Below are 26,467 nucleotides of genomic sequence, written 5' to 3' on the forward strand. Positions count from 1 at the left end.
ACAGCCCGGGTGGCCGGCGACAGTCCGCGCCAGCCACGAAATCAGCCGGTCGCCAACGCTCCGTCCGACGAGAACACCAAGCCGACACTGATCTCGCCGGTGGTCAACGCGGTCTTGGTCTGCGGCCCACCGGCGTCAAGCGAGCTGAACTCCCCGGCCCGGAAGTCGTACACCTCGACCAGCCCTTCCTGGCACTTGGGACGCTGCGGGCACTCCGGCGGACCGCCCAGGACGGTCGCCGTACCGGAGCATTTCTCCGCCAGGTCGGAAAGCGTCCGAACGCCGTACTCGTCGGCGAAGGCACTGGTCACCGCGAACGCGTTCTGGTCCTGTGCCGCAGACGGTTCGCCGAAGACGATGCCGACCTGCTCGCCGACCTCGCGGAGCCCGGTCATCGTCTCGTCCAGGTCCGGCGACGAGATCGCCGGCGCGTTCTCCCCCGCGACCTTGTTGTTGATGAAGTCCGCCATGGTGGCCGCGTACTCCGGCACCACCTGGATCTCCCCGGTCTCCAGCGCCGGCTCGTACAGCTCACGGTTGCCGATCTGCTGCACGGTGACGTCGTAGCCCGCCGCCGTCAGCACGATCCGGTACAACTCGCCCAAGGTCTCGCTTTCACTGAAGTTGGCCGCGCCGACGATCAACTCACCGCCCGGTCCGGTCTCGATACCGTCGGTCAGGCCCTCGGCGGCGGCGAACTCCTCGGCCGCGGCCTGCGGCGTCTGACGGTCGACGTCGACCGCCCGGTTGAGCCCGATCAGCTTCTCGGTGTCCAACGCGGCCGACACCCTGTTCAGGGCGGCGATGACCTGCGGCGATGCCGCGTCGGCGTTGACCGCCGGCACGATGTTGTCGGTGTTCTGCAGCTTCTTGTCGTCGGTCAGCACCACCAGCTGGTCTCCGGCTACCGGCGCGCAGCCGGCACCGGACGCGCCGGCATCCGGCGCCTCGGTGCCGGATGACCCCGCCTCGCCACATGCGGCGAGGAAACCCGCCGCGGTGAGCGCGCCGACCGCGCTCAGGGCGATACGTGTCCGTGCATGCATATTGCCCGCCTCCTGTGTCCCGGCGCGGCCCCATCGGGCCGGCCGCGTGTCCGACGGGCGCGGCACATGCCCGCGCGAGCGTGCTGCGGGCAGCACGGCAGCCGCGACGGGGCCCCGGCCCGTGCCGGCATGCCGTCACCCGTTCCCTCTACCGAACATCCTCACCGTAGGGTCCGACAACAGATGAAGATCGGTTGTCACCGGATCGTCATCCGGCCCGAACGGAAAGCGACGTGCTCAACCCGAGCCGACCGCGCTGGCCTGCTCGTTCGCCCGCCGGCCGGTCCGGCGCAGCGGCCGCGGAGTGAACGCCCGTTCGAGCACCGCCAGCAGCCCTTCGGTGATCAACGCCAGGGTCGCCACCAACAGACCGCCGGCGAGGATCTGACCGCCGCCGATCGAGATGCCCAACCCGAAGCCCGCGCTGATGATCTGCCCGAGACCTCCGCCGTTGACGAACGCCGCCAGCGCCGCCGTCGCCACCACCTGCACCGCCGCGGTCCGGAACCCGGCCGCGAGGTACGGCACCGCAAGCGGCAACTCGACCCGGCGCAGCACCTGCCAGCCGGACAGCCCCATCCCCCGAGCCGCCTCCCGCACCTGCGGATCGACCTGCCGGATCCCGGTGAACGCGTTGGCCAGCAGCGGCGGAACGGCGAACACCGCCAACGCCAGGATCACCGGCGGCTTACCGAAACCCAGGAAGGTCAACGGCAGAATGGACAGCAGGGCGATGGTCGGCACCGCCAGGGTCAGGTTCGACACCAGCACCACCAGGCCGCCGCCCCGGCCGGTATGCCCGAGCCACAGTCCGACCGGCCAGGCCACCAGGCAGCCGACCGCGACCGCGGCGGCCGAGATGGTCAGGTGCTCACCGAGGCGGTCCAGCACCCCACCTGGGTTGGTCCAGTTGAGCGGGTCGTTGAGCCAGGTCACCGCCTGCTCGACCGGGTTCGCCGCCACGGTCCGCAGGCTCACGGGGCGACCCGCCGGGCCCAGGGCGTCAGCAGCCGACCGGCACCTGCCAGGAGCAGGTCGAGCAGCAGGGCCAGCGCCACGCTCAGCAGCGTACCGGTGAGGATCTGGGCCTTGTAGAAGTTGTTCCGGAAGCCGCTGAAGATCAGATCACCGAGGCCGCCATAGCCGATCAGCGAGCCGATGGTGACCAGCGCGACTGTGGAGACCGTGGCCAGCCGCAAGCCGGTCATGATGCCGGGCAGCGCCAACGGCAGTTCGATGCGCAGCAGCCGACCGAACCGGCCGTACCCCATCCCGTCGGCCGCCTCGATGGTCGCCGCCGGCACCTGACTCAGCCCGGCCAGCGAGTTGCGCACGACCAGCAGCAACGCGTACAGCACCAGGGCGATCAGCACCGACGCGGGATTTGTCGCGCCCACGTAGGGTGCGACGAAGGCGAGCAGCGCCAGCGACGGGATGGTGTAGAGCACGCCGGTGAGGGCGAGGATCGGCCCGGTCAGCGACCGGAACCAGTACGCGACCACCGCCAGCGGCACCGCCAGCAGCGCGGCGATCAGCACCGCCTGTACCGTCAGGGTGACGTGTTCGGTCAACGCGGCGACGATCGTCGACCAGTTGTCCCGGACGTACTGACCGGAGAACCACGGGTTACCCGGGTCAGCCCGGTCGGCGAGCAGGTGGAAGGACACAGGTGGACGGTACCGTGCGGGACACCGACGCCGACGGCGCGGCGGCGATCACCTTGACCGACATCGGCAAGCAGTTCCCGGACGGGACACGCGCCGTACAGAGCCTCTCCCTGGAGATCCCCGCCGGCCAGTTGGTGGTGCTGATCGGCCCGTCCGGCTGCGGCAAGTCCACCGTGCTCCGGATGATCAACAGGCTGATCGAGCCGACGACCGGGCGGATCATGCTCGGCGACGAGGACGTCACCCAGGTCGACCCGGTCCTGCTGCGCCGCCGGATCGGGTACGTGATCCAGCACGTGGGGCTCTTCCCGCACCAGACGATCCGGGCCAACGTCGGCACGGTCCCCCGGCTGCTCGGCTGGCAGCGGGACCGGATTCGGCGCCGCGCCGACGAACTACTCGACCTGGTCGGGCTGGAACCGGGCCGGTACGGCAAGCGCTACCCGCACGAGCTGTCCGGCGGGCAACGCCAGCGGGTCGGCGTCGCCCGTGCGCTGGCCGCCGACCCGGTCGTCCTGCTGATGGACGAGCCGTTCTCCGCGGTCGACCCGATCGCGCGTGGCCGGCTGCAGGAGGAGTTCCTCCGCCTGCAGGCCGAGGTACGCAAGACGATCGTGCTGGTCACCCACGACCTGGACGAGGCGGTACGGCTGGGCGACCGGATCGCCGTACTGTCCGAAGGCGGCCGGCTGGAGCAGTACGCCGCACCGGCCGAACTGCTCGGCGGGCCGGCGACCCCGTTCGTGACCGAGTTCGTCGGCGCCGACCGGGCGATCCGCCGGCTCGCGGTCACCCCGGTGAGCCGCGAACTGCTCGACGACGAGCCGGCGGACCCGGATCCGGCCGGGCTTCCCACCCTCGCTCTGGGTACCTCGCTCTACGACGCGCTGGCCCGATTGCTGGTCACCGGCGCGGAGCACGCCCGGGTGGTCGACGACGCCGATCAGCCGGTGGGCGTAGTGAGCCGACGCCGGATCCTCGACGCCAGCTGACCCGACGCAGGCTGACCTGCGTCAGCTCCGCTGCCCCGGCCGCAGCAGGTAGTCGATGAACGCCGCCCGTAGCAACGGCTCCGACTCGCCGTACTCGTGGCCGGTGAACTCCCGCCACAGCGCCACCGCGTCCTCGACGGTCGGGCCGATCGAGTTCGGCGCGCCGTCCAGCTCACTGGCGTCGTCGGCCCGGGACAGCCGCTGCGTTATCGACCAGAAAAAGCCCAGGTCCTTGCGCTGCCGGGCCAGCTCGAACGCCTGCTCCCGCAACTGCTCGGTGGAGAGCCGGTCGAGCTCCTCCAAGGTCGGCGTGGCGTGGTTCGCGGCCGGCGATTCGGTCATGTGAACGAGCCTAACCCGCCGGCCCGTCGCTGGCTCGGCAGCTAGCGGGCTTGTCGGCGGGTCAGGCAAGCCGGTGGCAGGCCAGGCGAGCCGGCGCGGGTCAGCGACTGTCGGTGCCCCAATGGTCGTCGGCGCCCCAGTTGTCGCTGGTGTCCCAGCGGTCCCGGGCCGGTGCCGGCTGGGCGGGCAGGGAGGCCGACCAGGACTGCTGACCGCCGGTTGGCGGGTCGGACGACCATCCGGCCTCGGCCCGGGCCGGCTCCGACCAGTCCGCCGGCTGACCGTCGTAGTACACCGGCTCGGGTTCGGCAGTCGACTCGCCTGCGGTCTGCTCGGCTTCCTGGGTCTCGTCGGTGTCGTCGGCCGACGTCGACCGTGGCCGGCCGAACGTCTCCACCAGACGGGTCACCGCCAGCCCGACCACCACCACGACGGCACCGATGGCGTACAGCGCGATGTCGAGGTCACGCAGCTCTGCGTACCTGATGAAGAGGGTCAGGCCGATCACCGCCAACACGGACCCGAAGACACCGCCCCGGCGGCCGAATACGCTGGTCCCGCCGAGCAGCGCCGCACCGATCGCCACCGCCGTCCACTCCAGCCCCACCGAGGGGCTGACCGGGCCGTTGCCGACGGCGGCCAGCAGCACCCCGCCGACCACCGCGAAGACCATCGACAGGATCAGAGCACCACTGGTGACCAGCGCGGCGACGCCGCCCCGCCGATCGGCCGGATCGGCAACCGGGCGGAACCGCCCGACCCCCCGCCGGATCGACTTGATCGTGCCGAGGGAGCCACCGAGCAACGCCAGCACGACGAAGCCGCCGAAGAGCACGAACGCCTGGCCGGTCGGGTCGAAGGCACCCTGCAGGTCGACCGGGCCGGACCGCTGCTGGATGAAGACGACCGCCACGCAGGCGGCGACCAGACTTCCCGCCCAACCGGACACCTGCAGGCCGGTGACCAGCAGCGCCGTCCCCGCGCCGAGCACCACCGCCCAGATGATGCCGGTGACCAGCACCGGCACCACGCCGTTGTCGCCGTTCTCGGCGAAGTGCAGCGCGGCGGCCACCGCCACCGGTCCGATGGCCAGGTTCGGCGCCCCGGCGCGCAGCGTGATCCCGGCAGCGAGCGCGAACAGACCGAGCCCGGTCGCGTAGACCAGCAACGGATCGCGGGTGCCGGCGCTGGTGAGGCCCGGGTCGACCTGGTAGAGGAGATAGCCGATCCCACCGACCGCCAGCAGCAGGATCAGTTCCCAGACGAGGTGCACGCCGAGTCGGTCCCGGCCGCGTTCGCCGTGGTAGGGGTCGTCAAAGACGTCGTCGAGCGCGGTGGGCATCCGGCGGCGGCTGTGCCGGGTGGCCGCCCGGGTGGTAGAGGAGCCACGTGTGGGCCGGTCCGCGGCAGCGGGCGAGTTCCCGGTCGCGGCGGAGTCCGCGGTGGTGGAGCCACCGGTGGTGGAGAAGTCCGCAACGGTGGAGAAGGAGCTCGTCGAGTAGCCGACCGGGCCGCGACGACCGGGCTCGGCCGCCGGATACCGCGCGTCGCCGTAGCGGGTGTCGCCGTAGCGGGTGTCGCCGGGCTGACGGTGGCCGGTCGGATCCGAGGTGCTCGCGTTCCGCCGGCGATAAGGCGAATCGTCGTACGCCATACCGCGTCTCCTCTGGTCGCTCAGTCGACCAGCGTGTGGCGTCCGCGCGGTGGCCCGGGCAGCCGTACCGGTCGCAGGCACCGTACCCGCGACCGGGTCCGGCCGTCACCCCCCGTATCCGGGCGAGCTGGCCAGAATTGGGTCGATGCCGGGTTGGCACCGGCCCGGCGGACCGGCCTGACGGAGCGGTCAGTCAGGCAGCGGAAGAGGTCAGTCGGCCGGCTGATCCGGGGCGTCGGAGTCCTCCGGGCGGTCCGGGACCCGGCAGGCCCGCTCCAGCCAGAGCGCCGCCGCCACCAACGCGACCGCGGCGACCAAACCGCTGCCGGCGGCCGGCAGGTCGTTGCTCGCCGCCCGGGTCGGCTGGATGAACAGCCACAGCACCAGACCGGCGTAAAAGCCGGCGAATATCGCCCCGGCGAGGGAGGACGCCTTGGCCAGCACCACGAAGCGGGCGGCGAGCAGCGGGTTCACCGGATCGTGCCCGGGCTGGCGGTCGACCCGTGCCCGGGTGTTCAGCGCCGCGTACCCTTCGAACACGGCCAATGCCGCCAACGTCACGGAGGGTAGCCAGGGTAGGACCGGCATTCGTACGTACCAGCTGCTGATCACCAGCCAGCCGACCGCCGCGGCGGCCAGCGCCGCCACCACCAGGGTGGACAACCTGGTAGGCCCCATCCGCGGCTCGTCAGGCTCCCGTCCACGCGGGCTGACTCCCGGTCCGGTCACGGCAGCATCAACCCCGGCAAGGTGATCGACAGACGCACGTTCACTGGGTCGACTCTAGCGGCAGATCCGGTCGCGGGCGCAGTTCGAGCAGGTCCCCGGCGACCGGATCGTGGTTGAGCAGGTCGGTCAGCCAGCCGTGGCCGGGCAGTTGGCCGTACGGCTGGATGTCGATCCACGGTCGCAGCACGAACGCCCGCAGCCGCGCCCGGGGGTGGGGCAGCACCAGCTCAGGATCGTCGCTGAACACCGGGGCGTCGTCGTCGGTCCACACCGCGACGACGTCCACATCCAGGCTGCGGGGCCCGTACGGCCGGTCCGGGTCACGCACCCGGCCGGCGGCCCGTTCGAGGCTGCGGCACCGGTCGAGCCAATCGGCCGGCCCGGCGCCCGGGTCGGCCACCAGCGCGACCGCGTTGAGGTAGTCGGGCTGCGCCGGGTCACCCCACGGCGGGGTCTCGTAGACCCCGGAGACGACCAGCAGTACGTCGTCCAGCGACCGCACCGCCGCGCGCAACCGCCCGTACCGGTCACCGAGGTTGCTGCCCAGCGCCAGCACCGCCCGGGTCACGGTCGGCTCCGAGTCATGGTCGGCTCCGGGTCAGCACGACCGCGACGTCGGTGAACCGGTGCGCAATCGGCGCCTGCGGCTTGTGCACGGTCACCGTGACCGAGCGGACCCGGTGGTCGGTCAGGCACTCGACGGCCAGCCGGTCGGCCAGCGTCTCGATCAGGTTCACCGGCTCGCCGCTGACGATCGCGACCAGCCGGTCGGCCAGCTCGCCGTAGTGCACGGTGTCGGTGACGTCGTCCGAGGCGGCCGCCCGCACGAGGTCGACGGTGAGCTCGACGTCGACGACGAAGTCCTGCCCCGTGGCCCGTTCCTGCGGGTAGACGCCGTGCCGACCACGGGCACGTAGCCCGGTCAGCACGATCCGGTCGGTCGTCGACGGCCGCGCGGCACCCAGACCGGGCGACGGCCCTGCGGCGGGCTGGTGGTCGGTCATCGACGGCTCCCCGACAGCTCGTCGGCGTCCGGGACGATCCGCGGGCGTCCGCTGGCCTGCCACACCGCCAGCGCGTCGACGGTGTCCCGGACGTCGTGTACCCGGACTCCCCAGGCGCCGGCGGCGACCGCCAACAGGCTGGTGGCGGTGGTCGCCGCAGCCCGTTGGTCGACCGGCCGTGGCTGGCCTGCCGGGTCGGCGAGCAGTTGGCCCAGGTAGGACTTGCGACTGGCGGCGAAGAGCAACGGGCAACCGAGGTCGAGCAGTTCGGGCAGGCGGACGGTGAGCTGCCAGTTGTGCTCCGCCCGCTTGGCGAAGCCGAGACCGGGGTCGACGACGAGCCGGTCGGCGGCCACCCCGGCGGTCAGTGCGGCGTCGATCCGGGCGGCCAGCTCGGCGCGGACCTCGCCGACTACGTCGTGGTAGTGCGCCAGGTCCTGCATCCGGTCGGAGTGCCCGCGCCAGTGCATCAGAATCCACGGGCAGCCGGCCTCGGCGACGACCTCGGCCATCCGTGGATCCGCCAGACCGCCGGAGACGTCGTTCACCACCGCCGCCCCGGCAGCCAGCGCGGCGGCGGCGACCGTCGCCCGGGTGGTGTCGATGCTCATCGGTACGCCGGCGGCGGCGAGCGCCCGGACGACCGGAAGTACCCGGGCCGCCTCGGTCGCGGCGTCGATCCGCACCGCGCCCGGCCGGGTCGACTCACCGCCGACGTCGATCAGGTCGGCGCCGTCGCGGTGCAGCCGGACGCCGTGAGCGACGGCGGCGTCGAGGTCGGCGTACCGCCCGCCGTCGGAAAAGGAGTCAGGCGTGACGTTGAGAACGCCCATCACGACCGGCCGGGCCGGCCGCAGCAGATCGGTCACGGATAGGACGGTACCGGCGCGGCTCGGTGTCGGCCGGCAGAGGGCATGCTGGGTACTCTCGAACCAGACAACGGCGGTACGGCGGCGCTGTCGGTCGAGTTGCACGCAGCTTGTACCAGACAGGGGTGGCCCGTACGCTTTGCAGTTGCTGGTGGTCAGCGAGGGCAACGCCGAGGAGAAGGGCTGAAGTTGGACAAAGAGCCCACAAATCTTCACCGTACGCGGTGATCGCCGGACGCAGGGTCGAAACTCGCGGCACGACCCGACACGTCCGTGAGGCTGGACAACTGCAGTGCCCCGGCTTCGCCGGCCGCACACCGGGGAGGTTCCCATGATCGAAACAACGCTCGTCGACACGGTCAACGCCGCCATGGCCTCCGTTGTCGACACGCTGCCGCTACTGGCCGCGCCGGCCGGTGAGCCGGACCCGGCACCGACCGGCTTCAACACCGAGGGCGTTGTCTCCTTCCTTGCCAGCAAGGTCGCGCCGATCCTGCTGGCGGTGCTGGGCGTGATCTTCATCGGTCGGGCCAGCAAAGGTGAGATCTCCAAGGTCCTGACCAGCTCCGCGATCGCGATCGTGGGTCTGGCGTTCATCGCCGGAGCGGCGACGCTCTTCTTCGTCGGCGACTACCTCATCAACCTGATGTTCGAATAGAGCGCGGGGCACAGGATGCGGCTGCGTACCGACGACGACATCTACCGCGCCCGGCTGGTCTACCTCGGCCCGCCCGGCTACACGTTGCCGATCCACCTGCCATATGCCCAGTACGGGGTCTTCATCCTCCTCGTACCGCTCTACATGTTCATCCACTGGGCGTTCACCTTCACCGTGGAACTATTCCCCGCCTGGGAGATCGCACTGGCGATCGTCACCACCTCCTTCATCTTCCGGTACGTCGACCCGGATCGGCCCGCCCGGATGGTGGTCCGGACCGCCCTCACCGACTGGCGCCGCACCAGGGAACCCGCCACCGAACAGCGAGACCCGCGGCTGGTCGCCAGCCATATCCGGATTCGGGAGGAGTTGGCATGACCCGCACCGACCACCGAACCGCAGCCGCCGCCCACCCGGCTGGCGGGCGGCGCGAGGCGATGGCATGAGCCGATCAACCCCGCCGGGCTCCTCCCACCCGGCCGGCCAGCCGGCCGGCACCAGCGGTAACGGTAAGCGATTGACCGACTACGACGCCGCGTTGGACGAGTCGACCGACACCGAACTGGTCACCAGCCCCAGCCACGGCGCGGTCGCCTACTTCCAGGCACCCGCGGCGTCCCGCAGCAGCCGGCCGACGCGGACCCCCCCGCCGGCAACACCAGTGCCCACTCCCAGAGCCGGTATGAGCGACAACACCGACATCGACTCACCCTTCCTGGACCTTTTTTCAGGTGCCGGCCCGGCCGGTGGCCACCATCCGGGCCGCACGCCACGGACGGCGATCCGGCGCCCGGCCCAACACGACGCAATCGCACCACCGACGCGGCACGACGCCATCGAACCGCCCGCCCGACACGACGCGATCGCACCGCCGGCCCAGCAGGCCGCCATCGGACCGCCCACCCGCCACGATCCGCGAGGAACTCCCGGCGACGCGTCAGCTGGAAACACCCCACCCGCCGGTCCGATCGACTCGGCGCTGTCCGGCCCCCCCGACCCGCCGGTTCAGCGCCGGACTGCCACACCCACCCCGCGTACCGCCGGCGAACCGGCCCCGGCAGCCGAACCGGTCGCACCGCGCGACGGCCAGCCGGTCGCCTCGGCGTCCACAGTGCCGCCGTCACCACCGCCGGCACCGGACCTGCCACCACCGCCCGCCACCCCCCGCCGGCCCGATTCGACCACGCAACACCTTCGGAACCGGCCCGACTCGGCACACCCGGCCGAGGCAGCGCAGCGAGGTGGCACACCAGCGCAACGCCGGCCACCGGCGATGCCGCACCACACCCCGCCCCAGCAGCACGCCGCACCCGCACCCCAACAGCGCGCCGCACCCGCACCGGTGCACCAGCCGCCGCCGGCCAATGCACCGGTCAACGGCAAGGGCAAACGGGCCCGCCGTCGGGCCGCCGAGGCCGACCGGCCGGACAAGCTGATCAAGCCGGTGCCGATCCGCCCTCCGAAGGTCAAGTTCACCGACCGGGACCCGGCCGCCGAACTTGCCATCACCGAGATCGCCGGCCACCTCACCTTCACCCCGAACACCGTCACCGCCTGGTACTGGCTGCCCGAGGTCCGCTGGGCGTTCCGGCCCGACGCCGAGCGGGAGGTGCTGCTGTCAGCCATCTCCGAGCAGTACGCCGGCCTGGCCGGATTCCGGCTGCACCTGCGCCGCACGACACGGCCCTTCCCGGCCGACGAGTGGGCCCGCACCATCGACTCGCTGACCAGCAACCCCCTGCCCAACGTCTCTGACGCGGTCTCCTGGTCCGACCACCTGGTCGCCGCCCAGCGGCACCTGATGGCGGTCAACCACGCTGAGGGGCAGACCTACCTGGGTATCACCTTCGCCCGCCGGTCACTCGGCGACTCACTGTCCGAACGGGTGCTGCGGTTGTTCGGCCGCGGCGTCGCCGAGAGCGAACGCCGCCGGCTCGGCCGGATGGTCGAGCAGTTCGACGAGGTGCTGGGTGCCTTCGGCATGCGAGGTCGACGGGTCACGGCCGGCGAACTCGAATGGCTGCTCTACCGGTCGGTCGCGCTCTGCATGAACCCGCCGACCATGCTCTCGCCGGTCCGGGACGGCAACTGGGACCGCGGCGACCTGCTCGCCCTCACCGAGCAGGTCGAGCGCTACCGGACCCCCTACGGCTCGACGCTCAAGCTGGTCAACCGGATGACCGGCGAGGAGCGGCACGTCGCGGTGCTGGCAGTCGGCCGGATGGAGCCGCTGGAGATCCCGGAGCGGCACGAGCCGTGGATGCACTTCCACGAACGGCTGCCGTGGCCGATGGAGATCTCATCCCGGATCGACCTGCTCGGGCCGGCCGACTCGTTCCGCAACCTGGAGCACCGGCTCCGGATGATCCGCTCGCAGCAACTGGACTACGCCGAGCACGGCATCGACGCGCCGCCGGAGTTGGAACGGCTCGCCAAGCGGGCCCTGCACATCGGTGACGAGATGACCACCGGCCTGCCGGTCGAGTCCGCTCGGGCGCACGGCTGGCACCGGATTGCCGTCGGTGGCCGGACCCGCGAAGAGTGTCTGGAACGGGCCCGCCGGTTGATCCAGCTGTACTCCCGGGAGATGCGCATCTCGCTGCAGCATCCGAAGAACCAGGACTGGCTGGCCCGGGAGTTCATCCCTGGGGAGCCGGTGGCGAACACCGGATATATCCGGCGGATGCCGGTCAACCTGCTGGCCGCCGCGCTGCCGCAGGCCGCGTCGACGGTCGGCGACCGACGCGGCGACCTGATCGGGCGTACCGCCGGCACCTGCCGCCGTCCGGTCTTCCTCGACCTGCACTTCCCGATGGAGGTCCGGGAACGTTCCGGGCTCGCCGTCTTCGTCGCCGAGCCGGGCGGCGGCAAGTCGACCCTGCTCGGCGCCCTCGGCTACCTGGCCGCCCGGCGCGGCGTGCAGGTCACCCTGCTCGACCCGTCCGGGCCGCTGGCCCGGCTCTGCGCCATGCCGGAGCTACGCCCGTACTCGCGGGTGCTCAACCTGACCGGTTCCGAACAGGGCACCCTGGCACCGTACTCGCTCATCCCGACACCGGTGCGCGGCGAGTTCGCCGCCGGAGCCGCCGGCGACCGCGAGTACGAAATCTCCGTGTCGAACGCCCGGGCCGAACGCCGGATGCTGGTCCAGGACATCTGCATGATGCTGGTGCCGCCGCAGGTGGCCCGCGAGTCGTCGACTGCCACCCTGCTGCGGCACGCGGTCCGCCAGGTGCCCGCCGAGGAGACCTCCACCCTGGACGACGTCGTCGCCTGCCTCAGCGGGCTGGACGACGACGGTCGTGAGCTGGCCAACCTGCTGCTGGACACCGCCGAGATGCCGCTGGCCCTGTTGTTCTTCGGCTCACCGGAGCCGGGCCTGCTCGGTGCCGACGCCGCGCTGACCGTGATCACCATGGCCGGGCTGCGGTTGCCCGACCTGAAGATCGAACGCGAGTACTGGTCGGCCGAGGAGGCGTTGGCGCTGCCGATGCTGCACACCGCCCACCGGCTGGCGGTACGCCGCTGCTACGGCGGTTCGATGGGGTCACGCAAGCTGGTCGGTCTCGACGAGGCGCACTTCATGGAGGGCTGGCGGTCCGGCCGGTCCTTCCTGGTTCGGCTGGCCCGTGACTCCCGCAAGTGGAACCTGGCCGCACTGGTCTCGTCGCAGAACCCACGGGACATCCTCGGGCTGGACGTGCAGAACCTGGTCTCCACCGTCTTCGTCGGCCGGATCGCCGAGGACGAGGAGATCGCCGCCGAGGCGCTGCGCCTGCTGCGCGTCCCGGTGGACGACGGTTACGAGGCGACGCTCGCGTCGTTGTCCAGCGTAGACAGCTCTTCCGCGAGCCGGCTGGGCTTCCGGGAGTTCATCATGCGCGACGTGGACGGTCGGGTGCAGAAGGTCCGGGTGGACGTCTCGTACGTGGACGGACTGCTCGATCATCTGGATACCACACCTGGTACGCCGCAGGCGGCACCCGCCGGTCTGCCGACCGCGCTCAGCGACCTGGAGGTGTGACGTGGCGAGGACCGCGACCCGGTGCACCGCGCTCCTGCTCGCCGTCCTGACAGCCGCCGTGGCGAGCATCTCCTGGCCGGTACTCGGCGCGGCCACTCCGGCCCGGGCCGCCCCGGCCGGGCCGGTCGCCCAACTGCCCGCCCAGGCACCGGCCGACCTGTGTCCGGTCGAGGCCTGGCAGGCCGACTTCCGGGCCTGTCTGGACCGGCTGCAGGACGTCAGCTCGGCCCGCGCGCAGTGCCTCGACCCGCCGGCACCGAGCGCCCCCGACTCCGGCTTCGGCGGTTGGTTCGCCACCCAACCGGAGACCTCCGAGGGTGCCATCGGCCATTACACCAACTACGGGTACGCCGGCTACCGGTTCCCGACGTACGACCTCAACGGCGGGTGCGCCTCCTCGGTGGTGAACGCCGATGTCGGTGTGTTCAACGGGGTCGCCAACCTGGAGATGATGGTCGCCACCGCGATCGTCGGGGCGTCCAATGCGATCCGGGAACGGGCCTGGGACCCGGGGACCATGTACGCCTGGGCCGATCCGCTGGTGGCGCAGGCGACCACGGCGATCTACGAAGAGGTGTTCACGGTCTTCGGGCTGATCACCCTCTGTGTGGTGGGCCTGTACCTGATCTGGCGGTCACGTCAGTCGGACATGAGCAACATGATCACGACGGCCGGCTGGGCGGTCCTGATCATGGTGGTGGTGACCGCGATCGCCGCCTGGCCGGTGCGCTCGGCGAACCTGGCGGACGAGGCGCTGACCAGCACACTGGGTGTGGTCCACGAGGCTGTCGGCCCGCGTGCCGTCGAGGTGACACCGGAGGAGTGCCCGTACCCCGACCCGCAACAGTGTGAGGATCTGCGTCCACCGGCCGTCCGGGCCAGCGACACGACCACGTCGTCGATGCTCTACCGGAACTGGCTGCGCGGCGTGCTCGGCTCGGCGGACAGCGACACCGCCAAGAAGTACGGCCCGGCACTCTACGACGCCCAGGCGTTCACCTGGTCGGAAATTGAGGAGATCCGAGCCGACCCGGCGCTGCGGGAGCCGATCATCGAGGCCAAGAACCAGCAGTGGATGAAGGTCGCTGAACAAGTTCGGACCGAGGATCCGGAGGCGTACGAGCATCTGCAGGGCATCCGGGAAATGGACCGGGTCGGCACCGGCCTGATCGCCATCTTCGCGGCGGCCATGTTCGCCATGTTCGACCTCGCCGCGTCGCTGCTGGTCCTGCTCGGATTCCTGCTGTTCCGCTGGGCGGTCGTCGCCGCGCCGATCCTCGGGACCATCGGTCTGCTCCGGCCGGCCGGCGCGGGGATGCGTCGACTCGGCAACGCGGTCGTCGCAGCCGTCTTCAACATCGCGATCTTCGGCACCGGGGCGGCCGTCTACCTGTTCGCAGTCGACCTGATCATGAGCACCCCCACCCTGCCGGGCTGGCTGCAGGTGGTACTGATCTGGCTCTGCGGCATGGTCGGCTGGCTGCTGCTGCGTCCGTACCGACGGATCACCGACCTCGGCGGCCGGGACGGCGGCGGCAGTTCGTGGCACCTGCGGTACTTCCGGGAAACCCGGGAGACCCGCGAGCCCGAGCAGGTCGTGGTCAAGTCCAAGGACGGACGGGACCAAACCGTCGTCAAGCAGACCGTGGTGCGGCCGGAGGCCCGGTTGGAGGACCCGAGCAGCGACAAACCCGCCGGTGGTGCCGGCGGCACCGAACCGGCCAGGGATCGGCCGGACGGCCGGGAGGACGGCTCCCAACCCACCGCCCAGCCCGGGTCGCCCCGACCATCGAGCCGCCCCCGTCGCGCGTCGACGTGGACCGCGCCCGACGTCCCGGCCGAAGAGCACCAGTACGCCGTCTACCGGCCCGACAGCACCCGCAAGCCCGACGAGGCGCCGAAGCCGCGCATCCGTACCGAAGCTCGGTGACCCGGAATGCGTCCCGTCATCGCCTTCCTGACCCGGTTCCTCTTCCGGTCCCGGGTCGGGCTGGCGGTCGTGCTGCTCGTCGTCGTGGTCAGCGTGGTCGGCGTCGGCCAGGTCGTCGGCCGCGATGACGGGACCAGCGGGCCACTGCTGGGTGCACCCGGACCACAACCGGCATTGACCATCGACCCGACCGCCGGTGACGACGGAATACGGTCGGTGGCACCCGCACCTGACCCGGTGACCAGCCCCGGAGCCGCAGATCCGCCGACGGTCGCCGTCGCGTTCGCGACCGCCTGGCTCGATCGCGGCCTCGACGCCGAGCAGTGGCACGCCGGGCTGCGGCCGTACGCCACCGAGGAACTGGCCGAGAAGCTGGTCGGCGTCGATCCGGTGTCCGTGCCGGCCGAGCGGCTGACCGGTGAACCGGCGGTCATTCCGTACGCGACGAATCTGGTCGAGGTGGTGATCGAGGTGGATTCCGGTACGTTGCGGCTACGGTTGACCGGCCCCGACGGACAGTGGCTGGTTGACGGCGTCGACTGGGTGCGGGCATGAGCGACAGCCCCGGCATGCGGACCCGCGCCGCCCGGCACGTCGCCCTGACCGTGGCCCTGACCGCGACGCTGGTGCTGCTCTGCTGCACCGGCGGGATCGGTGCGGTGCTGTTCAGCGACGACGAGCCGGACTCGGCGCTGTTCGCCACCTTCGGCTGCGGGCGGGACGGCCCGGTCGACCCCGACCAGGCACCCCGGGTCGGGCCGTACGGGCCGGACCAGGTCGCCAACGCGGCGGTGATCATCAACGTCGGCGCGGAGCTGTCGGTGTCACCACGCGGCTGGGTGATCGCAGTGGCCACCGCCATGCAGGAGTCGGCATTGCGGAACCTGGGGCATCTCGGCGACCGCAACGACCACGACTCGGTCGGACTGTTCCAGCAGCGACCCAGCCAGGGCTGGGGCACCCCGGAACAGCTACAGGATCCGGCGTACTCCTCGCAGAAGTTCTACCAGAAGCTACTCACCATCGACGGCTGGGAGACGATGGCGCTGACCGACGCCGCGCAGCGGGTGCAGGTCAGCGCCTTCCCGGACGCGTACGCCAAACACGAACCGTTGGCGACCCGGATCGTCAACATCCTTACCGGCGGCGCGGCCCGCGCGGTCGCCGGCCCGGACGGGCTGCTGCGTTGCGCCGCCGACGGCGAGGTCGCCGCCTCGGGATGGACCCGACCGGTGCCGGGCAACGTCGGGTCCGGCTTCCGGACCAGCTCCCGGCCCGGGCACAACGGCGTGGACATCGCCCAGCCGAAGGGCACTCTGATCCGGGCTGCCTCGGCCGGCCGCGTCATCGTCTCCCGGTGCGACCCGGACCAGTACGGCCGCCTCGACTGCGACGTCGACGGCTCCCCCAGCAAAGGTGGCTGCGGCTGGTTCGTCGACATCCTGCACGCCGACCAGGTGATCACGAGATACTGTCACATGGTGCAGCGGCCGGAAGTCGGCGAAGGCGACCTGGTCGACGCCGGACAGGTGATCGGCGAGGTCGGCTCCAGCGGCAACTCGTCCGGCCCGCACCTGCACTTCGAGATCCACCTCAACGCAGACCGCAGCAGCCGCGGAGCCGTCGATCCGGTGCCGTTCATGCGGGAGCGGGGCGCGCCGCTCGGTGAGAGTGGCTGACCGACCGGAGGAGCTGCATTGACCCGGGACCCGATGCCGGACCCGTTCGCGGGCCAGCCGGACTGGGCGCCTCGACCGCCGCGACCGACAGTGCTGGTGCCAGCCGCCGTCGCAGCCACGTTGCGCGGCCGGCGGGTCTGGGTTGGCCTGCCGGGCACCGGATGGCGCGGCGACCTGCGCGGCGACGAGAAGGTCGTGCAGCGCAGCCGGACCTACGTGCCGGTGCTGCCGGAACAGGAGTGGTACCGGGCCGAATCGGAGGGGGTGGAGGTGTTCGCCCCCCTGGTACCAGCAGACCGGGTCTGGGTCGAGCAGCCGGACGACACCCTGACCGACCCGGGGCGGGGCGACGTGCTGTCCCGGCTCGTGTCGCTGGATGCCCCGGCACCCCGTTTTCCGGTGCCGGTGGTCGACGCGGGGCCGCTGGTCGGCCGACGGCTGGTACACATGGACGACGGTCAGGAACGCCGCGACCTGCGCGCGGTGACCGAGTTGCACTCCGGTGCCGACGGGGACATCTGTGTCCGGGCGGCCACCGAGTTGGCCTGGTACCGGTGGGTGTGGACGGGCCAGCCGCCGGAGACAATCGAACTGCCGGTCCATCTGGTCTGGGTGGAGTGACGTCGACAGCCTTTGCCCGCGAGCCCGAGGCGGTCGAGCACTCAGCTCGTCTGTTCGGCCCCACACACCCGCCAACCGCCCTGGTCGACCACGCGGAACCGCCAGTCGGCAGTTGTGGCAAACATCCGGCCGTTGAGTGTAGCCGTCTGCCGTACGGTCGCCGACACCACCGCTGAGCTCTCCGACTCGGACACCAGCGCGACCGACTGGATCCCTACGATCACCGCGCTGCCTCGTTCCTCGCTGGCGACGATCTGCTCCCGCAGCCGTTGCACGGCTAACAAATCCGCGTCGGCGCAGGTGAAGCCGTCGGCCTGGAGGTCGTCGCGGGCCGACAGGTAGGCCACGAGGTAGCCACGGACCGCCGATTCGGGGGTGCCCCGGTCGGGGGTGGTGACGCTCGTGTAGAGGACGAACGCGACGCTGACGCCGCCGAGGCAGAGCAGCGCGGTGATCCCGGCGGCCAGTACCAACGCCAGCCGTAGCCGACGGCCGGGTGGCACCACGGGCGGCGCCCCGACGCCGGGAGCGGTCCGCTGCCGGGGCACCCGTCCGCGGCGTACGGGGGCCGCCGGCCGGGTCTGCTCCACCCCTCGACAGTATCCGCCGCGAACGTGAGACTGAATAGCCGGTCCAAGTCCTAATTGGTCGCATATCCGGCGAAGCACCCTGACGAGTACTGATCAGGCGAGAAACGTCGGTCACCCCGCGTCCGGTTGCGGACCGGCTGGGATACCGTCTCAGGTCTGAACTCAACCGGCGCCCACGGACGGGCTGCCGTACAGCGGTAGGCAGGTGGTCGACATGGGCAGGGACCTGGGCCGCGCCGCCGCGTTGCACCGCTCGGCGGCAGCCGTCGTCGCCGCGCTGAGTCAGGTGGAAGCGGCCGCCGGCCGACGTTCCACCGGCTCCGATCAGCACGAGGTCGCGGAGCAGCTCCGTAGCCTCGCGGCGCGGCTGGCCCCCGGTTGGTGGGGCGCTCCGCTCGACGCCCAGACCCCAGCGATGCCGATGGGCGGTCTCGACCACGTCGGCCACCTGCGGATCGGCATCGCCCAGCCACTGGACGACGCCCGGTTCCCGGTGGTCGTCCCGTTCCTCGGCAGCGGTCATCTGACGCTCGACGGCGACATCCGCGACCGGCGGGTCGCCGGGCTGCTGCGTGCGGTGCTGCTCCGCCTGCTGGCCGCCGTACCGCCGCAACGGCTGTCGGTGCGTACGGTGGATGGCGTCGGCACTGCGGGCGAGGACGTGCTCGTCCCCTTCCGGCCGCTGATCGGGGCCGGCGTCTTGCGTCCGGCCGCCACCGACGTCACCGGGCTGCGGGCCGCGCTGGCCGAAGCGGAGCAGTGGATCCGGCCGGCCCGTCCGGCGGTCGCCCGACACCACCGGCGGGGCCGGTTCATGCTGCTGATGATCGCCTCGCTGCCCGAACTCACCGACGGTGCCGTGCTCGACCGGATCGCCCGGCTTGCCCAGGTGGGCCCCGAGCACGGCCTGCATCTGGTCGTCGCCGGCTGGCCGCCACCTCCGCTGGACACCGAACAGGCCCGGGCCGACCTGCCGCGGAGCACCATGGTGCGGCTACGGAATCCGTACGTCCTGGTCGGTGACCCGCCCGGAGACACCTTCCGCGACCTGCCGGCCGGAGCGGGCGGTGACCACCACGGCGGGCTCGACGCGCCGGTGTATCTGGACCGGCAACCGCCTCAGCAGCTGATCGACCAGGTGTGCGCGGAACTCGTCACCCGGGCCGAGGCAGGTTCCCGTCCACCGCTGACCGACCTGCTGCCCGATCCGGTGAACGGCCCGGTCACCGAATCCGCTGCCGACGGGCTGATGGCCGCAGTGGGGTTCGACGGGCACCGCCCGGTCCTGCTCCGGTTCAACGACATCACCCCGCACTGGTTGGTGGCCGGCCAGGCCGGCTCCGAGGTAGACAGGTTCCTGACCACCATTCTGTACGGGTTGGCGGTTCGGCACGATCCCGCCGAGGTGACCGTACATCTGGTGGATCTGTCGCCCGGCGAGTCGTTCGCCAGCGTGCTGCCCGGCGCCACCGACCCGTCCGGGCTGCCGCACATCGCGTCGGCCGGGGTGGACGCCGACCCGGAGTACGGGCTGTCGGTGCTGCGTCAGCTGGCGGCGGAGGTCGACCGGCGATCCTTCCTGGCCGCCCGCAATGGGACGACCCAATTCGCCGAGTTCGCCGCCGCCACGGGCACGATCCGCGTTCTCTGCGTCCTCAAGGACCCGGCCCCGATGCTGGACCTGAGCGGACCGGTCGCCGACGAGTCACTCGACCTGCTCGAACGGATCGCCAGGGGCGGGCGCGGCAGCGGAGTCCACCTGCTCATCGCCGACTCCGGGACCGGCCCGGCTTCCGGGTCGGAGCAGCGCATCGGACCCGACGAGTCTGACGGGTCGGGCGGCTGGGTGGGGTCGGGCGGCTGGGCCGGCCCCGATCCGGCCGACAGGTCCACCGGCGGTGGCTGGTGGCGGCGGGAGTCGCTGCTGAGCCAGTTCCCGGTCCGGGTGGTGCTGACCGGCGGTGACTGGCTCCTGGAGCCGAACAACGACGCCGCGGTCGGGCTGCCGGCAGGTCGGGCGGTGGTGAACACCGCAGGCGGGCTGGGCGGCCCGCGCGGGGCGACCCGCGGCCACGAACGTACCGTCGACTTCCCGGACCCGTACACCGACCGGCCGGGGTTGGCCGGACTCCGCCGCCGGTTGTGGTCCCGCCGCGCGGCTGACGCCCGGCCGCCGCAGGTCTTCGCCGGCTACCGCCAGCCGGAACTCGAATCGGACGAGACATACCAGCGGGTGCTGGCCGACCCGCCGGACACCCCGGCCGGGCTGTTCGGCCGGGCCGTCGAGCTGCCGGGGCGGACAGCGGAGTTCCGGTTCGAACGCGCCCCCGGTCGCCACCTCGCCATCTTCGGCTCCCGGGACAGCACCGCGGATCTGCTGGCCACGGTGGTGCGCAGCGTCGCGGCGCACCACCGGCCCGGCACCGCCCGCATCCTGTTGCTGTCAATGGGCGAGCACGACCGGGAGCAGTTGGCCGGGCTCGCCCGAACAGTCGACGGCCGGCAGCCGACCGAGGTGGTGGATCTGGAGGTACTTCGGACGCTGGGCGACGCGGCTGGCCCCGCGTACCTGGTCATCGCCACGGCCGACGTTCTCGAACTCGGCGGGCCGGCCGCCGCCCGCCTGCGCAACCTGTTGGATTCCGGGCCGGCCCGCGGCATCCACCTGGTCTCCGGCTGGGAGCAGCCGGAGCCGTTCCTGGCATTCCTAGGTCCCAGTCCGGATCTGATCGCCGGGATCGTCCTGCTCGATCGGCCGGTGACCGACCAGGTCGAGCGGGTCGGATCGGCTGGGTCGGCCGGTCCGACCAGGCCAGCTGGGTCGGTCGGGCTCGCCGGCAGGCTGCCGACCTGGCGTCCCCGCCCGCAGCGTGGACTGTTGTACGACGCGCAGACCGACCGGCGCACCGTCTTCGTACCGTTCCAACCGGCCCGGTCCGTGGCCGACACCGGGGAGGGACCCGCCGTGGCCGACACCGGGGAGGGCGCGGCGTGACAGGGAAAGGCACCGGAGGCGAGTGGGCGGAGTACGTGGCGGCCGCCCGGCGGCTGGCCCGGCTGCGCCACGGCCAGGGGCTACCGACGGACGGTCCAGCCGGCGACCGGCGCCAGGTGGACCTGACGGTGCTGCGCGACCGCCTCGCTGTCCAGCGGCGTCAGCTGGTCGGGTTCGGCGTACCGCCTGACGTGCTCGATCCGGTGCCGACGGAGGTAGCCGCGGTCCACGCTGCGGTCAGTGCATCAGCCGAGGCTTCGGCCGGTGCCGCAGTGGGGATGCCTGCCTCCCTGACCGGCGGATCATCGGCTCGGCTGGCGGCGATCGCGCGGGCGCACGCGCAGATCGACGCCGCGAACGGCGACCTGGCCGTCGCAGCGGGTCCGTCCGGCGGTCCCCAGCCGTGGCTACGCAACCTGCTGGTGTACGGGCCGTTCGCGGCGATCGTACTGATGATCCAGTTGGCCATGTTCGTGGTTGCCGGAGACCGGGCGCCGGTGGGCTACGCCCTCGGCTGCGGACTGGTCCTGCCGCTGGTCGCGTTCGGCCTTGGTTGGCTGGCGATCGGTTTCGTGTTCGCCGGGCCGGGCCAACGGCCGGACCGCACACCGTTGCTGGGGGCGCTGGTCTGCGCAGTCCCGCTGGTGCTGGCGTTGGTGCTGGCGGCGCTGATCTCGCTGCTCGGGTGAACCGGGCAACTGGTGTCAGCCATGCGTGAACCTGAGCCGCCGGGCGAGAGACCGGAAACAGCCGGCGTCAGCTGTGGATGATCAGGCTCATCGCTTCGGCGCGGGACTTCGCGTCGCGTTGGAACACACCGCGGACGGCCGAGGTGATGGTGCGGGCGCCGGCCTTCTGGATCCCGCGCATCGCCATGCACATGTGTTCGCACTCCAGCACGGTCACCACACCACGCGGCTCCAGCCGGCTCATCAGCATGTCCGCGATCTGCGCGGTAAGCCGCTCCTGGACCTGTAGTCGTCGGGCGTAGACCTCGACCAGGCGGGCCAGCTTCGACAGGCCGGTTATCCGGCCGGTGGTGCCGGGGATGTAGCCGATGTGTGCCACGCCCCGGAACGGCAGCATGTGGTGCTCGCACAGCGACATCACCTCGATGTCACGGACCAGCACCAGCTCGTCGTGGTCAGCCTCGAAGGTGGTGGTGAGCACCTGGGCCGCGTCGGCCCGCAGACCCGCGAGCAGCTCGGCGTACGCCCGGGCGACCCGGGCCGGCGTCTGGCGCAGCCCGTCGCGGTCCGGGTCCTCGCCGACGGCGATGAGGATCTCCCGTACGGCGTGCTCGATCCGGGTCAGGTCGACGGAGCGTTCGACCGGCGTGCCGTTGAGTTTGCCGTTGATCAGTCGGGCGGCGAGATAGTCCAGCGCGTCGTCGTCCGGTTCGGTCGACGACGCGCTGGACGGTAGGTTCGGGCTGCTCAGGAGGTGCCGTCCGAGTTCGCGGACATACCGCCGCCGAAGACGGCCTGTGCCCCGTCGGCGACCGCCTGCCGGCCGAGGTCCTCCTTCTCGGCCGGGGTCAGCACCGGCGGCTCGGTGGACGGTTGCCGCTTGCCGAAGCCGTTGAAGGGTGCCATCGGCGGCCGCTTGACCACCCGCTCGCAGATCCGGGCCATGTCGGACTGGGAGATGGTTTCCTTCTCCATCAGCTCCAGCACCATGGTGTCGAGCACGTCGCGGTACTCGACCAGGATCTCCCAGGCCTCGTCGTGGGCCAGCTCGATGAGGGCGCGGACCTCGCTGTCGATCTCAGCGGCGATCGAATCGGAGTAGTCCCGCTCGTGGCCCATGGTCCGGCCGAGAAACGGCTCGTCGCCGTTGGTGCCGTACTTGACGGCGCCGAGTTTGGCGCTCATGCCGTACTGGGTGACCATGGCCCGGGCCAACGCGCTGGCCTTCTCGATGTCGTTGCCGGCACCGGTGGTGGGCTCGTGGAAGACCAGTTCCTCGGCGGCTCGGCCACCGAGGGCGTACGCCAAGGTGTCGATCATCTCGGCACGGGTCTGGGTGTACTTGTCCTCGGTCGGCAGCACCAGGGTGTGGCCCAACGACCGACCCCGGGACAGGATGGTCACCTTGTGCACCGGGGCGGCGTGTGGCAGGGCCCAGGCCACCAGGGCGTGACCGCCCTCGTGGTAGGCGGTGATCTTCTTTTCCTTGTCGCCCATCACCCGGGTCCGCCGCTGCGGGCCGGCGACCACCCGGTCGATCGACTCCTCCAGGGCCTCGTTGGTGATCGCCCGGGCGTCCTGCCGGGCGGTGAGCAGCGCAGCCTCGTTGATCACGTTGGCCAGGTCGGCACCGCTGAATCCTGGGGTACGCCGGGCCACCGCGTCCAGGTCGACGTCCGGGGCGAACGGCTTGCCCCGGGCGTGCACCCGCAGGATCGCCTTGCGGCCCTCCATGTCCGGGGCGTCGACCGGGATCTGCCGGTCGAACCGGCCGGGGCGCAGCAGCGCCGGGTCGAGGATGTCGGGCCGGTTGGTGGCGGCGATCAGGATCACGCCGCCCTTGGTGTCGAAGCCGTCCATCTCGACCAGCAACTGGTTGAGGGTCTGCTCCCGCTCGTCGTGGCCACCACCCATGCCGGCACCACGGTGCCGGCCGACCGCGTCGATCTCGTCGACGAAGACGATCGCCGGGGCGTTCGCCTTGGCCTGCTCGAACAGGTCACGGACCCGGCTGGCGCCGACACCGACGAACATCTCGACGAAGTCGGATCCGGAGATCGAGTAGAACGGCACACCGGCCTCACCGGCCACCGCCCGGGCAAGCAGGGTCTTACCGGTGCCGGGCGGACCGAACAGCAGCACGCCCTTGGGGATCTTGGCGCCGAGGGCCTGGTACTTCGCCGGGTTCTGCAGGAAGTCCTTGATCTCCTGCAGCTCCTCGACGGCCTCCTCGGAGCCGGCCACGTCGGCGAAGGTGGTCTTCGGGGTGTCCTTGGTGATCACCTTCGCCTTGGACTTGCCGAAGTTGAGCACCCGGGACCCGCCGCCCTGCATCTGCGACATGAACAGCAGCAGCAGGATCACCAGGATGGCGATCGGCAGCAGGTTGACCAGCAGGGTGATGAAGATGCTGTCCGAGGAGACCTCGGCCTCGGCCGGGCCGGTGACCCGGCCGGCCTCCTTGGCGGCCAGCACGTCGGTCCAGATCTCGTCACCGACCTCGTACGGGAACTGGGCCTCGATCCGGTCGGTCTCGGTGTCGCCGAACTCTTCCGGCTCGGCGAGGTCGAGCCGGAGCGTCTGCTCCCGGTCCTGGAATATCGCCTTGTCGATGCCGCCCCGCTCCAGCCGCTCCAGCGCCACCGAGGTGTCCACCTTGTGGTAGCTGGGGCCGTTGGTGAAGAACGAGCTGAGCGCTATCGCACCGATGATCACCAGGATGATCCAGACCACCGGCCGGCGGAAGAAACGCGTACGTTCCATACGTATGTCGAGCGCCGCAGCGCCCGGACCCTCCTGATCGACGTTCTGACCGTCTGGTTAGCCACTCCGGGGCGCCAACCGAGCGCCACGGTCATTCGAAGGTACACCGTGGTGACGAGGTGCGCGTCCGCGAGCCCGGTCGACCCGCGCTCCGTCCGCTGGTCCCACGTCGGCGCGGTCAGCTGACCCGCGCCACCGCATACCGTAGCGCTGTTTCCTGGGAGTGGCCTGGACGTCCCGGGGAGTTTCCCGACGGCTGGCACACCAGTGGCGGTCAGCCGCGGGCGTACACCTCAGGCTTGAGCACCCCGACGTAAGGCAGCTCGCGGTACCGCTCGGCGAAGTCCAGGCCGTAGCCGACCACGAACTCGGTGGGGATGTCGAAGCCGACGTACCGCACCGGGACCTGCACCTTGACCGCCTCCGGCTTGCGGAACAGCGCGACCACCTCCACGCTCGCCGCCGACCTGGACGCCAGGTACTTCAGCAGCCAGGACAGGGTGAGGCCGGAGTCGATGATGTCCTCGACCACCACCACATGCCGACCGGCGATGTCCCGCTCCAGATCTTTGAGGATGCGGACCACCCCGGAGGAGGTGGTGCCCTGGCCGTAGGAGGAGACGGCCATGAACTCCAGCTCCACGGGAGGGCCCTGCCGGCCGAGCTCACGGGCGAAGTCGGCCATGAACATGACCGCGCCCTTGAGCACGCAGACCAGCAGCAGCCCACCCGTCACGTCGGCGTAGTCGGTGGCGATCTGCTTGGCGAGTTCCGCGGTCTTGTCGCGGATCTGTTCCTCAGAAATGATCACGTGGTCGATGTCGGCGTCGTACCAGGAGCCGTCAGCCATGCGCTAAGCCTGCCGCATCCGGCCGGCCGGCCGACACCGGGGCCGGCGGATGACCACGTGGCGCCGATGGGTGACGGTGGGTCCAGCCGATGGTCACCGGGGCAGGCGGTCCCCGTCCCGGCTCGGCCGCCAGTCGGCCGAGTCACGGCTGTCCCGGGTGAGGCCGGCCGCCGAGGCGGCGGCGAGCAGCAGGATGATCGATACGACGATGAGTAGTTCCATGGCGGCAGCCACCTTCACGCTGGTCCTGACGGGAGGTTCACCCTGGTCCCGATGGGTGTGCCGCCGGTGCGCACCGGACGTCGACACCAGTCTGCGCGCCGGCCCACTGAGCGAACAGCGGCAGAGATGCCACTGTTCATCAAAATCCTGCCACCGGTGGGCTAGACTCGTTGCATGCTCCGTACCGTCGCGGTGATCGCACTCGACGGCGTCGCCCCGTTCGAGCTCGGGGTGGTCTGCGAGGTCTTCGGGCTGGACCGCACCGCGGATGGCTTCCCTGGGTACCGCTTCGACGTCTGCACGGTCGATGGCGGCCCGGTCCGCACCAGCTCCGGCTTCTCGCTGCTACCCACCGCCGATCTGCGGCCGGTCGCCGACGCCGACCTGGTCGCCGTGCCAGCGGCCAGCTTCCACGACGCCGTCGCCGCACCGGTGGTCGACGCCTTGCGCGCCGCCGACCGCCGCGGCGCCACCCTGCTCAGCGTCTGCTCCGGCGCGTTCGTGCTCGGCGCCGCCGGCCTGCTCGACGGCCGCGAATGCACCACCCACTGGCGGTACGCCGACGAGCTGGCCCGCCGCCACCCGACCGCCCGGGTCCGGTGCAACTCGCTGTACGTGGCCGACGGCAACGTGCTGACCAGCGCCGGCACCGCCGCCGGGATCGACGCATGCCTGCACCTGGTCCGCCAGGAGCACGGCTCCGCCCTGGCGACCAGACTGGCCCGCCGGATGGTGGTGCCGCCGCACCGCGACGGCGGGCAGGCCCAGTTCATCGAGACGCCGATCGCGGACAGCCCGACAGCGGCCACGCTGGAGCCGGTACTGGTCTGGATGCAGCAGCACCTGGACGCCACGATCAGCGTGGAGGAACTGGCTGCCCGGGCACACATGGCGCCGCGTACCTTCGCCCGCCGCTTCCGCGCCGAGACCGGCACCACGCCGCACGACTGGCTCACCGGCCAGCGGGTACTGCTGGCCCGCCAGCTACTGGAGGAGACCAGCCTGGGGGTGGAGACGGTGGCCCGGCGGTGCGGCTTCGGTGACGCCGCGACCCTCCGGCACCACTTCAGCCGGCGGGTCGGTGCCACGCCCCAGGCGTACCGTGGCACATTCCGCGACCGGGCCGCCGTCGGCTGAGCCAGC

The 26,467-nt window shown here is 71.3% G+C and carries 25 protein-coding genes; 11 read left to right on the forward strand and 14 right to left on the reverse strand.

Annotated elements, in window-relative coordinates:
- Positions 1 to 41 precede the first annotated feature (41 nt).
- From O7621_RS02745 to O7621_RS02755, 3 genes are all read right to left on the reverse strand, one after another.
- Positions 42 to 1,046, reverse strand: coding sequence for a glycine betaine ABC transporter substrate-binding protein (locus O7621_RS02745; RefSeq protein ID WP_282232590.1), 1,005 nt, complete (start codon positions 1,044 to 1,046; stop codon positions 42 to 44).
- A gap of 237 nt (positions 1,047 to 1,283) precedes the next feature.
- Positions 1,284 to 2,024, reverse strand: a complete 741-nt coding sequence (locus O7621_RS02750; RefSeq protein WP_282232591.1) for an ABC transporter permease — start codon at positions 2,022 to 2,024, stop codon at positions 1,284 to 1,286.
- The gene (locus O7621_RS02755) at positions 2,021 to 2,713 is read right to left on the reverse strand and encodes an ABC transporter permease (protein WP_278172029.1); all 693 of its coding nucleotides are present in this window, start codon (positions 2,711 to 2,713) and stop codon (positions 2,021 to 2,023) included. The genes O7621_RS02750 and O7621_RS02755 overlap by 4 nt, the downstream gene beginning before the upstream one ends.
- A 2-nt stretch (positions 2,714 to 2,715) precedes the next feature.
- On the opposite strand from O7621_RS02755, the gene O7621_RS02760 reads away from it, so the two are divergent.
- Positions 2,716 to 3,705, forward strand: a complete 990-nt coding sequence (locus tag O7621_RS02760) for an ABC transporter ATP-binding protein (protein WP_282232592.1) — start codon at positions 2,716 to 2,718, stop codon at positions 3,703 to 3,705.
- 21 nt (positions 3,706 to 3,726) lie between these two features.
- Here O7621_RS02760 and O7621_RS02765 read toward each other — a convergent pair whose 3' ends face one another.
- The 6 genes from O7621_RS02765 to folP all read right to left on the reverse strand — a co-directional run bounded on the left by O7621_RS02765 (position 3,727) and on the right by folP (position 8,303).
- The gene (locus O7621_RS02765; protein WP_282232593.1) at positions 3,727 to 4,047 is read right to left on the reverse strand and encodes a hypothetical protein; all 321 of its coding nucleotides are present in this window, start codon (positions 4,045 to 4,047) and stop codon (positions 3,727 to 3,729) included.
- A gap of 100 nt (positions 4,048 to 4,147) precedes the next feature.
- Entirely contained in the window at positions 4,148 to 5,701 is a 1,554-nt protein-coding gene (locus O7621_RS02770) for an ABC transporter permease (protein WP_282232594.1), read from the reverse strand.
- Positions 5,702 to 5,911: 210 nt separating this feature from the next.
- Positions 5,912 to 6,379, reverse strand: coding sequence for a DUF3180 domain-containing protein (locus tag O7621_RS02775; protein WP_282232595.1), 468 nt, complete (start codon positions 6,377 to 6,379; stop codon positions 5,912 to 5,914).
- Between the two features lie 91 nt (positions 6,380 to 6,470).
- Positions 6,471 to 6,998: a 2-amino-4-hydroxy-6-hydroxymethyldihydropteridine diphosphokinase gene (folK, locus tag O7621_RS02780; protein ID WP_282232596.1), complete on the reverse strand. Its 528-nt coding sequence runs from the start codon at positions 6,996 to 6,998 to the stop codon at positions 6,471 to 6,473.
- A 13-nt stretch (positions 6,999 to 7,011) separates the two neighbouring features.
- Entirely contained in the window at positions 7,012 to 7,434 is a 423-nt protein-coding gene (gene folB / locus O7621_RS02785; protein ID WP_282232597.1) for a dihydroneopterin aldolase, read from the reverse strand.
- Positions 7,431 to 8,303: a dihydropteroate synthase gene (gene folP / locus O7621_RS02790; RefSeq protein WP_282232598.1), complete on the reverse strand. Its 873-nt coding sequence runs from the start codon at positions 8,301 to 8,303 to the stop codon at positions 7,431 to 7,433. Before folP ends, folB begins: the two co-directional genes overlap by 4 nt.
- 370 nt (positions 8,304 to 8,673) lie before the next feature.
- On the opposite strand from folP, the gene O7621_RS02795 reads away from it, so the two are divergent.
- From O7621_RS02795 to O7621_RS02825, 7 genes are all read left to right on the forward strand, one after another.
- Positions 8,674 to 8,961, forward strand: a complete 288-nt coding sequence (locus O7621_RS02795; protein ID WP_233606437.1) for a hypothetical protein — start codon at positions 8,674 to 8,676, stop codon at positions 8,959 to 8,961.
- Positions 8,962 to 8,976: 15 nt separating this feature from the next.
- A complete protein-coding gene (locus tag O7621_RS02800; protein ID WP_278172040.1) occupies positions 8,977 to 9,339 on the forward strand; it encodes a hypothetical protein in 363 nt (120 codons plus the stop codon).
- Between the two features lie 64 nt (positions 9,340 to 9,403).
- Positions 9,404 to 12,985: an ATP-binding protein gene (locus O7621_RS02805; protein WP_282232599.1), complete on the forward strand. Its 3,582-nt coding sequence runs from the start codon at positions 9,404 to 9,406 to the stop codon at positions 12,983 to 12,985.
- Between the two features lies 1 nt (position 12,986).
- Complete coding sequence (locus O7621_RS02810) at positions 12,987 to 14,915, forward strand: MFS transporter (RefSeq protein ID WP_282232600.1); 1,929 nt, start codon at positions 12,987 to 12,989, stop codon at positions 14,913 to 14,915.
- A gap of 6 nt (positions 14,916 to 14,921) precedes the next feature.
- Positions 14,922 to 15,470 (forward strand): hypothetical protein, encoded by a 549-nt coding sequence (locus tag O7621_RS02815; protein WP_282232601.1) that lies wholly within the window; start codon positions 14,922 to 14,924, stop codon positions 15,468 to 15,470.
- On the forward strand, positions 15,467 to 16,594 hold the full coding sequence (locus O7621_RS02820) for a M23 family metallopeptidase (protein ID WP_282232602.1): 1,128 nt from the start codon (positions 15,467 to 15,469) through the stop codon (positions 16,592 to 16,594). The genes O7621_RS02815 and O7621_RS02820 overlap by 4 nt, the downstream gene beginning before the upstream one ends.
- A gap of 33 nt (positions 16,595 to 16,627) precedes the next feature.
- The gene (locus O7621_RS02825; protein ID WP_282234430.1) at positions 16,628 to 17,215 is read left to right on the forward strand and encodes a hypothetical protein; all 588 of its coding nucleotides are present in this window, start codon (positions 16,628 to 16,630) and stop codon (positions 17,213 to 17,215) included.
- Positions 17,216 to 17,256: 41 nt separating this feature from the next.
- Here O7621_RS02825 and O7621_RS02830 read toward each other — a convergent pair whose 3' ends face one another.
- On the reverse strand, positions 17,257 to 17,805 hold the full coding sequence (locus O7621_RS02830) for a hypothetical protein (protein ID WP_282232603.1): 549 nt from the start codon (positions 17,803 to 17,805) through the stop codon (positions 17,257 to 17,259).
- A gap of 214 nt (positions 17,806 to 18,019) precedes the next feature.
- On the opposite strand from O7621_RS02830, the gene O7621_RS02835 reads away from it, so the two are divergent.
- Both O7621_RS02835 and O7621_RS02840 read left to right on the forward strand, forming a co-directional pair.
- Positions 18,020 to 20,800, forward strand: a complete 2,781-nt coding sequence (locus O7621_RS02835; RefSeq protein WP_282232604.1) for an FtsK/SpoIIIE domain-containing protein — start codon at positions 18,020 to 18,022, stop codon at positions 20,798 to 20,800.
- Positions 20,797 to 21,489, forward strand: coding sequence for a hypothetical protein (locus O7621_RS02840; RefSeq protein WP_282232605.1), 693 nt, complete (start codon positions 20,797 to 20,799; stop codon positions 21,487 to 21,489). Before O7621_RS02835 ends, O7621_RS02840 begins: the two co-directional genes overlap by 4 nt.
- A 67-nt stretch (positions 21,490 to 21,556) precedes the next feature.
- Here O7621_RS02840 and folE read toward each other — a convergent pair whose 3' ends face one another.
- From folE to O7621_RS02860, 4 genes are all read right to left on the reverse strand, one after another.
- Positions 21,557 to 22,240, reverse strand: a complete 684-nt coding sequence (gene folE, locus O7621_RS02845; RefSeq protein WP_278174666.1) for a GTP cyclohydrolase I FolE — start codon at positions 22,238 to 22,240, stop codon at positions 21,557 to 21,559.
- A complete protein-coding gene (gene ftsH / locus O7621_RS02850; protein WP_278172051.1) occupies positions 22,237 to 24,252 on the reverse strand; it encodes an ATP-dependent zinc metalloprotease FtsH in 2,016 nt (671 codons plus the stop codon). The genes folE and ftsH overlap by 4 nt, the downstream gene beginning before the upstream one ends.
- A 274-nt stretch (positions 24,253 to 24,526) precedes the next feature.
- Positions 24,527 to 25,102 (reverse strand): hypoxanthine phosphoribosyltransferase, encoded by a 576-nt coding sequence (gene hpt, locus O7621_RS02855; protein WP_282232606.1) that lies wholly within the window; start codon positions 25,100 to 25,102, stop codon positions 24,527 to 24,529.
- A gap of 93 nt (positions 25,103 to 25,195) precedes the next feature.
- A complete protein-coding gene (locus O7621_RS02860; protein ID WP_282232607.1) occupies positions 25,196 to 25,324 on the reverse strand; it encodes a hypothetical protein in 129 nt (42 codons plus the stop codon).
- A gap of 174 nt (positions 25,325 to 25,498) precedes the next feature.
- On the opposite strand from O7621_RS02860, the gene O7621_RS02865 reads away from it, so the two are divergent.
- The gene (locus O7621_RS02865; protein WP_282232608.1) at positions 25,499 to 26,461 is read left to right on the forward strand and encodes a helix-turn-helix domain-containing protein; all 963 of its coding nucleotides are present in this window, start codon (positions 25,499 to 25,501) and stop codon (positions 26,459 to 26,461) included.
- Positions 26,462 to 26,467: the final 6 nt, after the last annotated feature.

The organism is Solwaraspora sp. WMMD937, assembly GCF_029581175.1.
Classification (GTDB): Bacteria; Actinomycetota; Actinomycetes; order Mycobacteriales; family Micromonosporaceae; genus Micromonospora_E.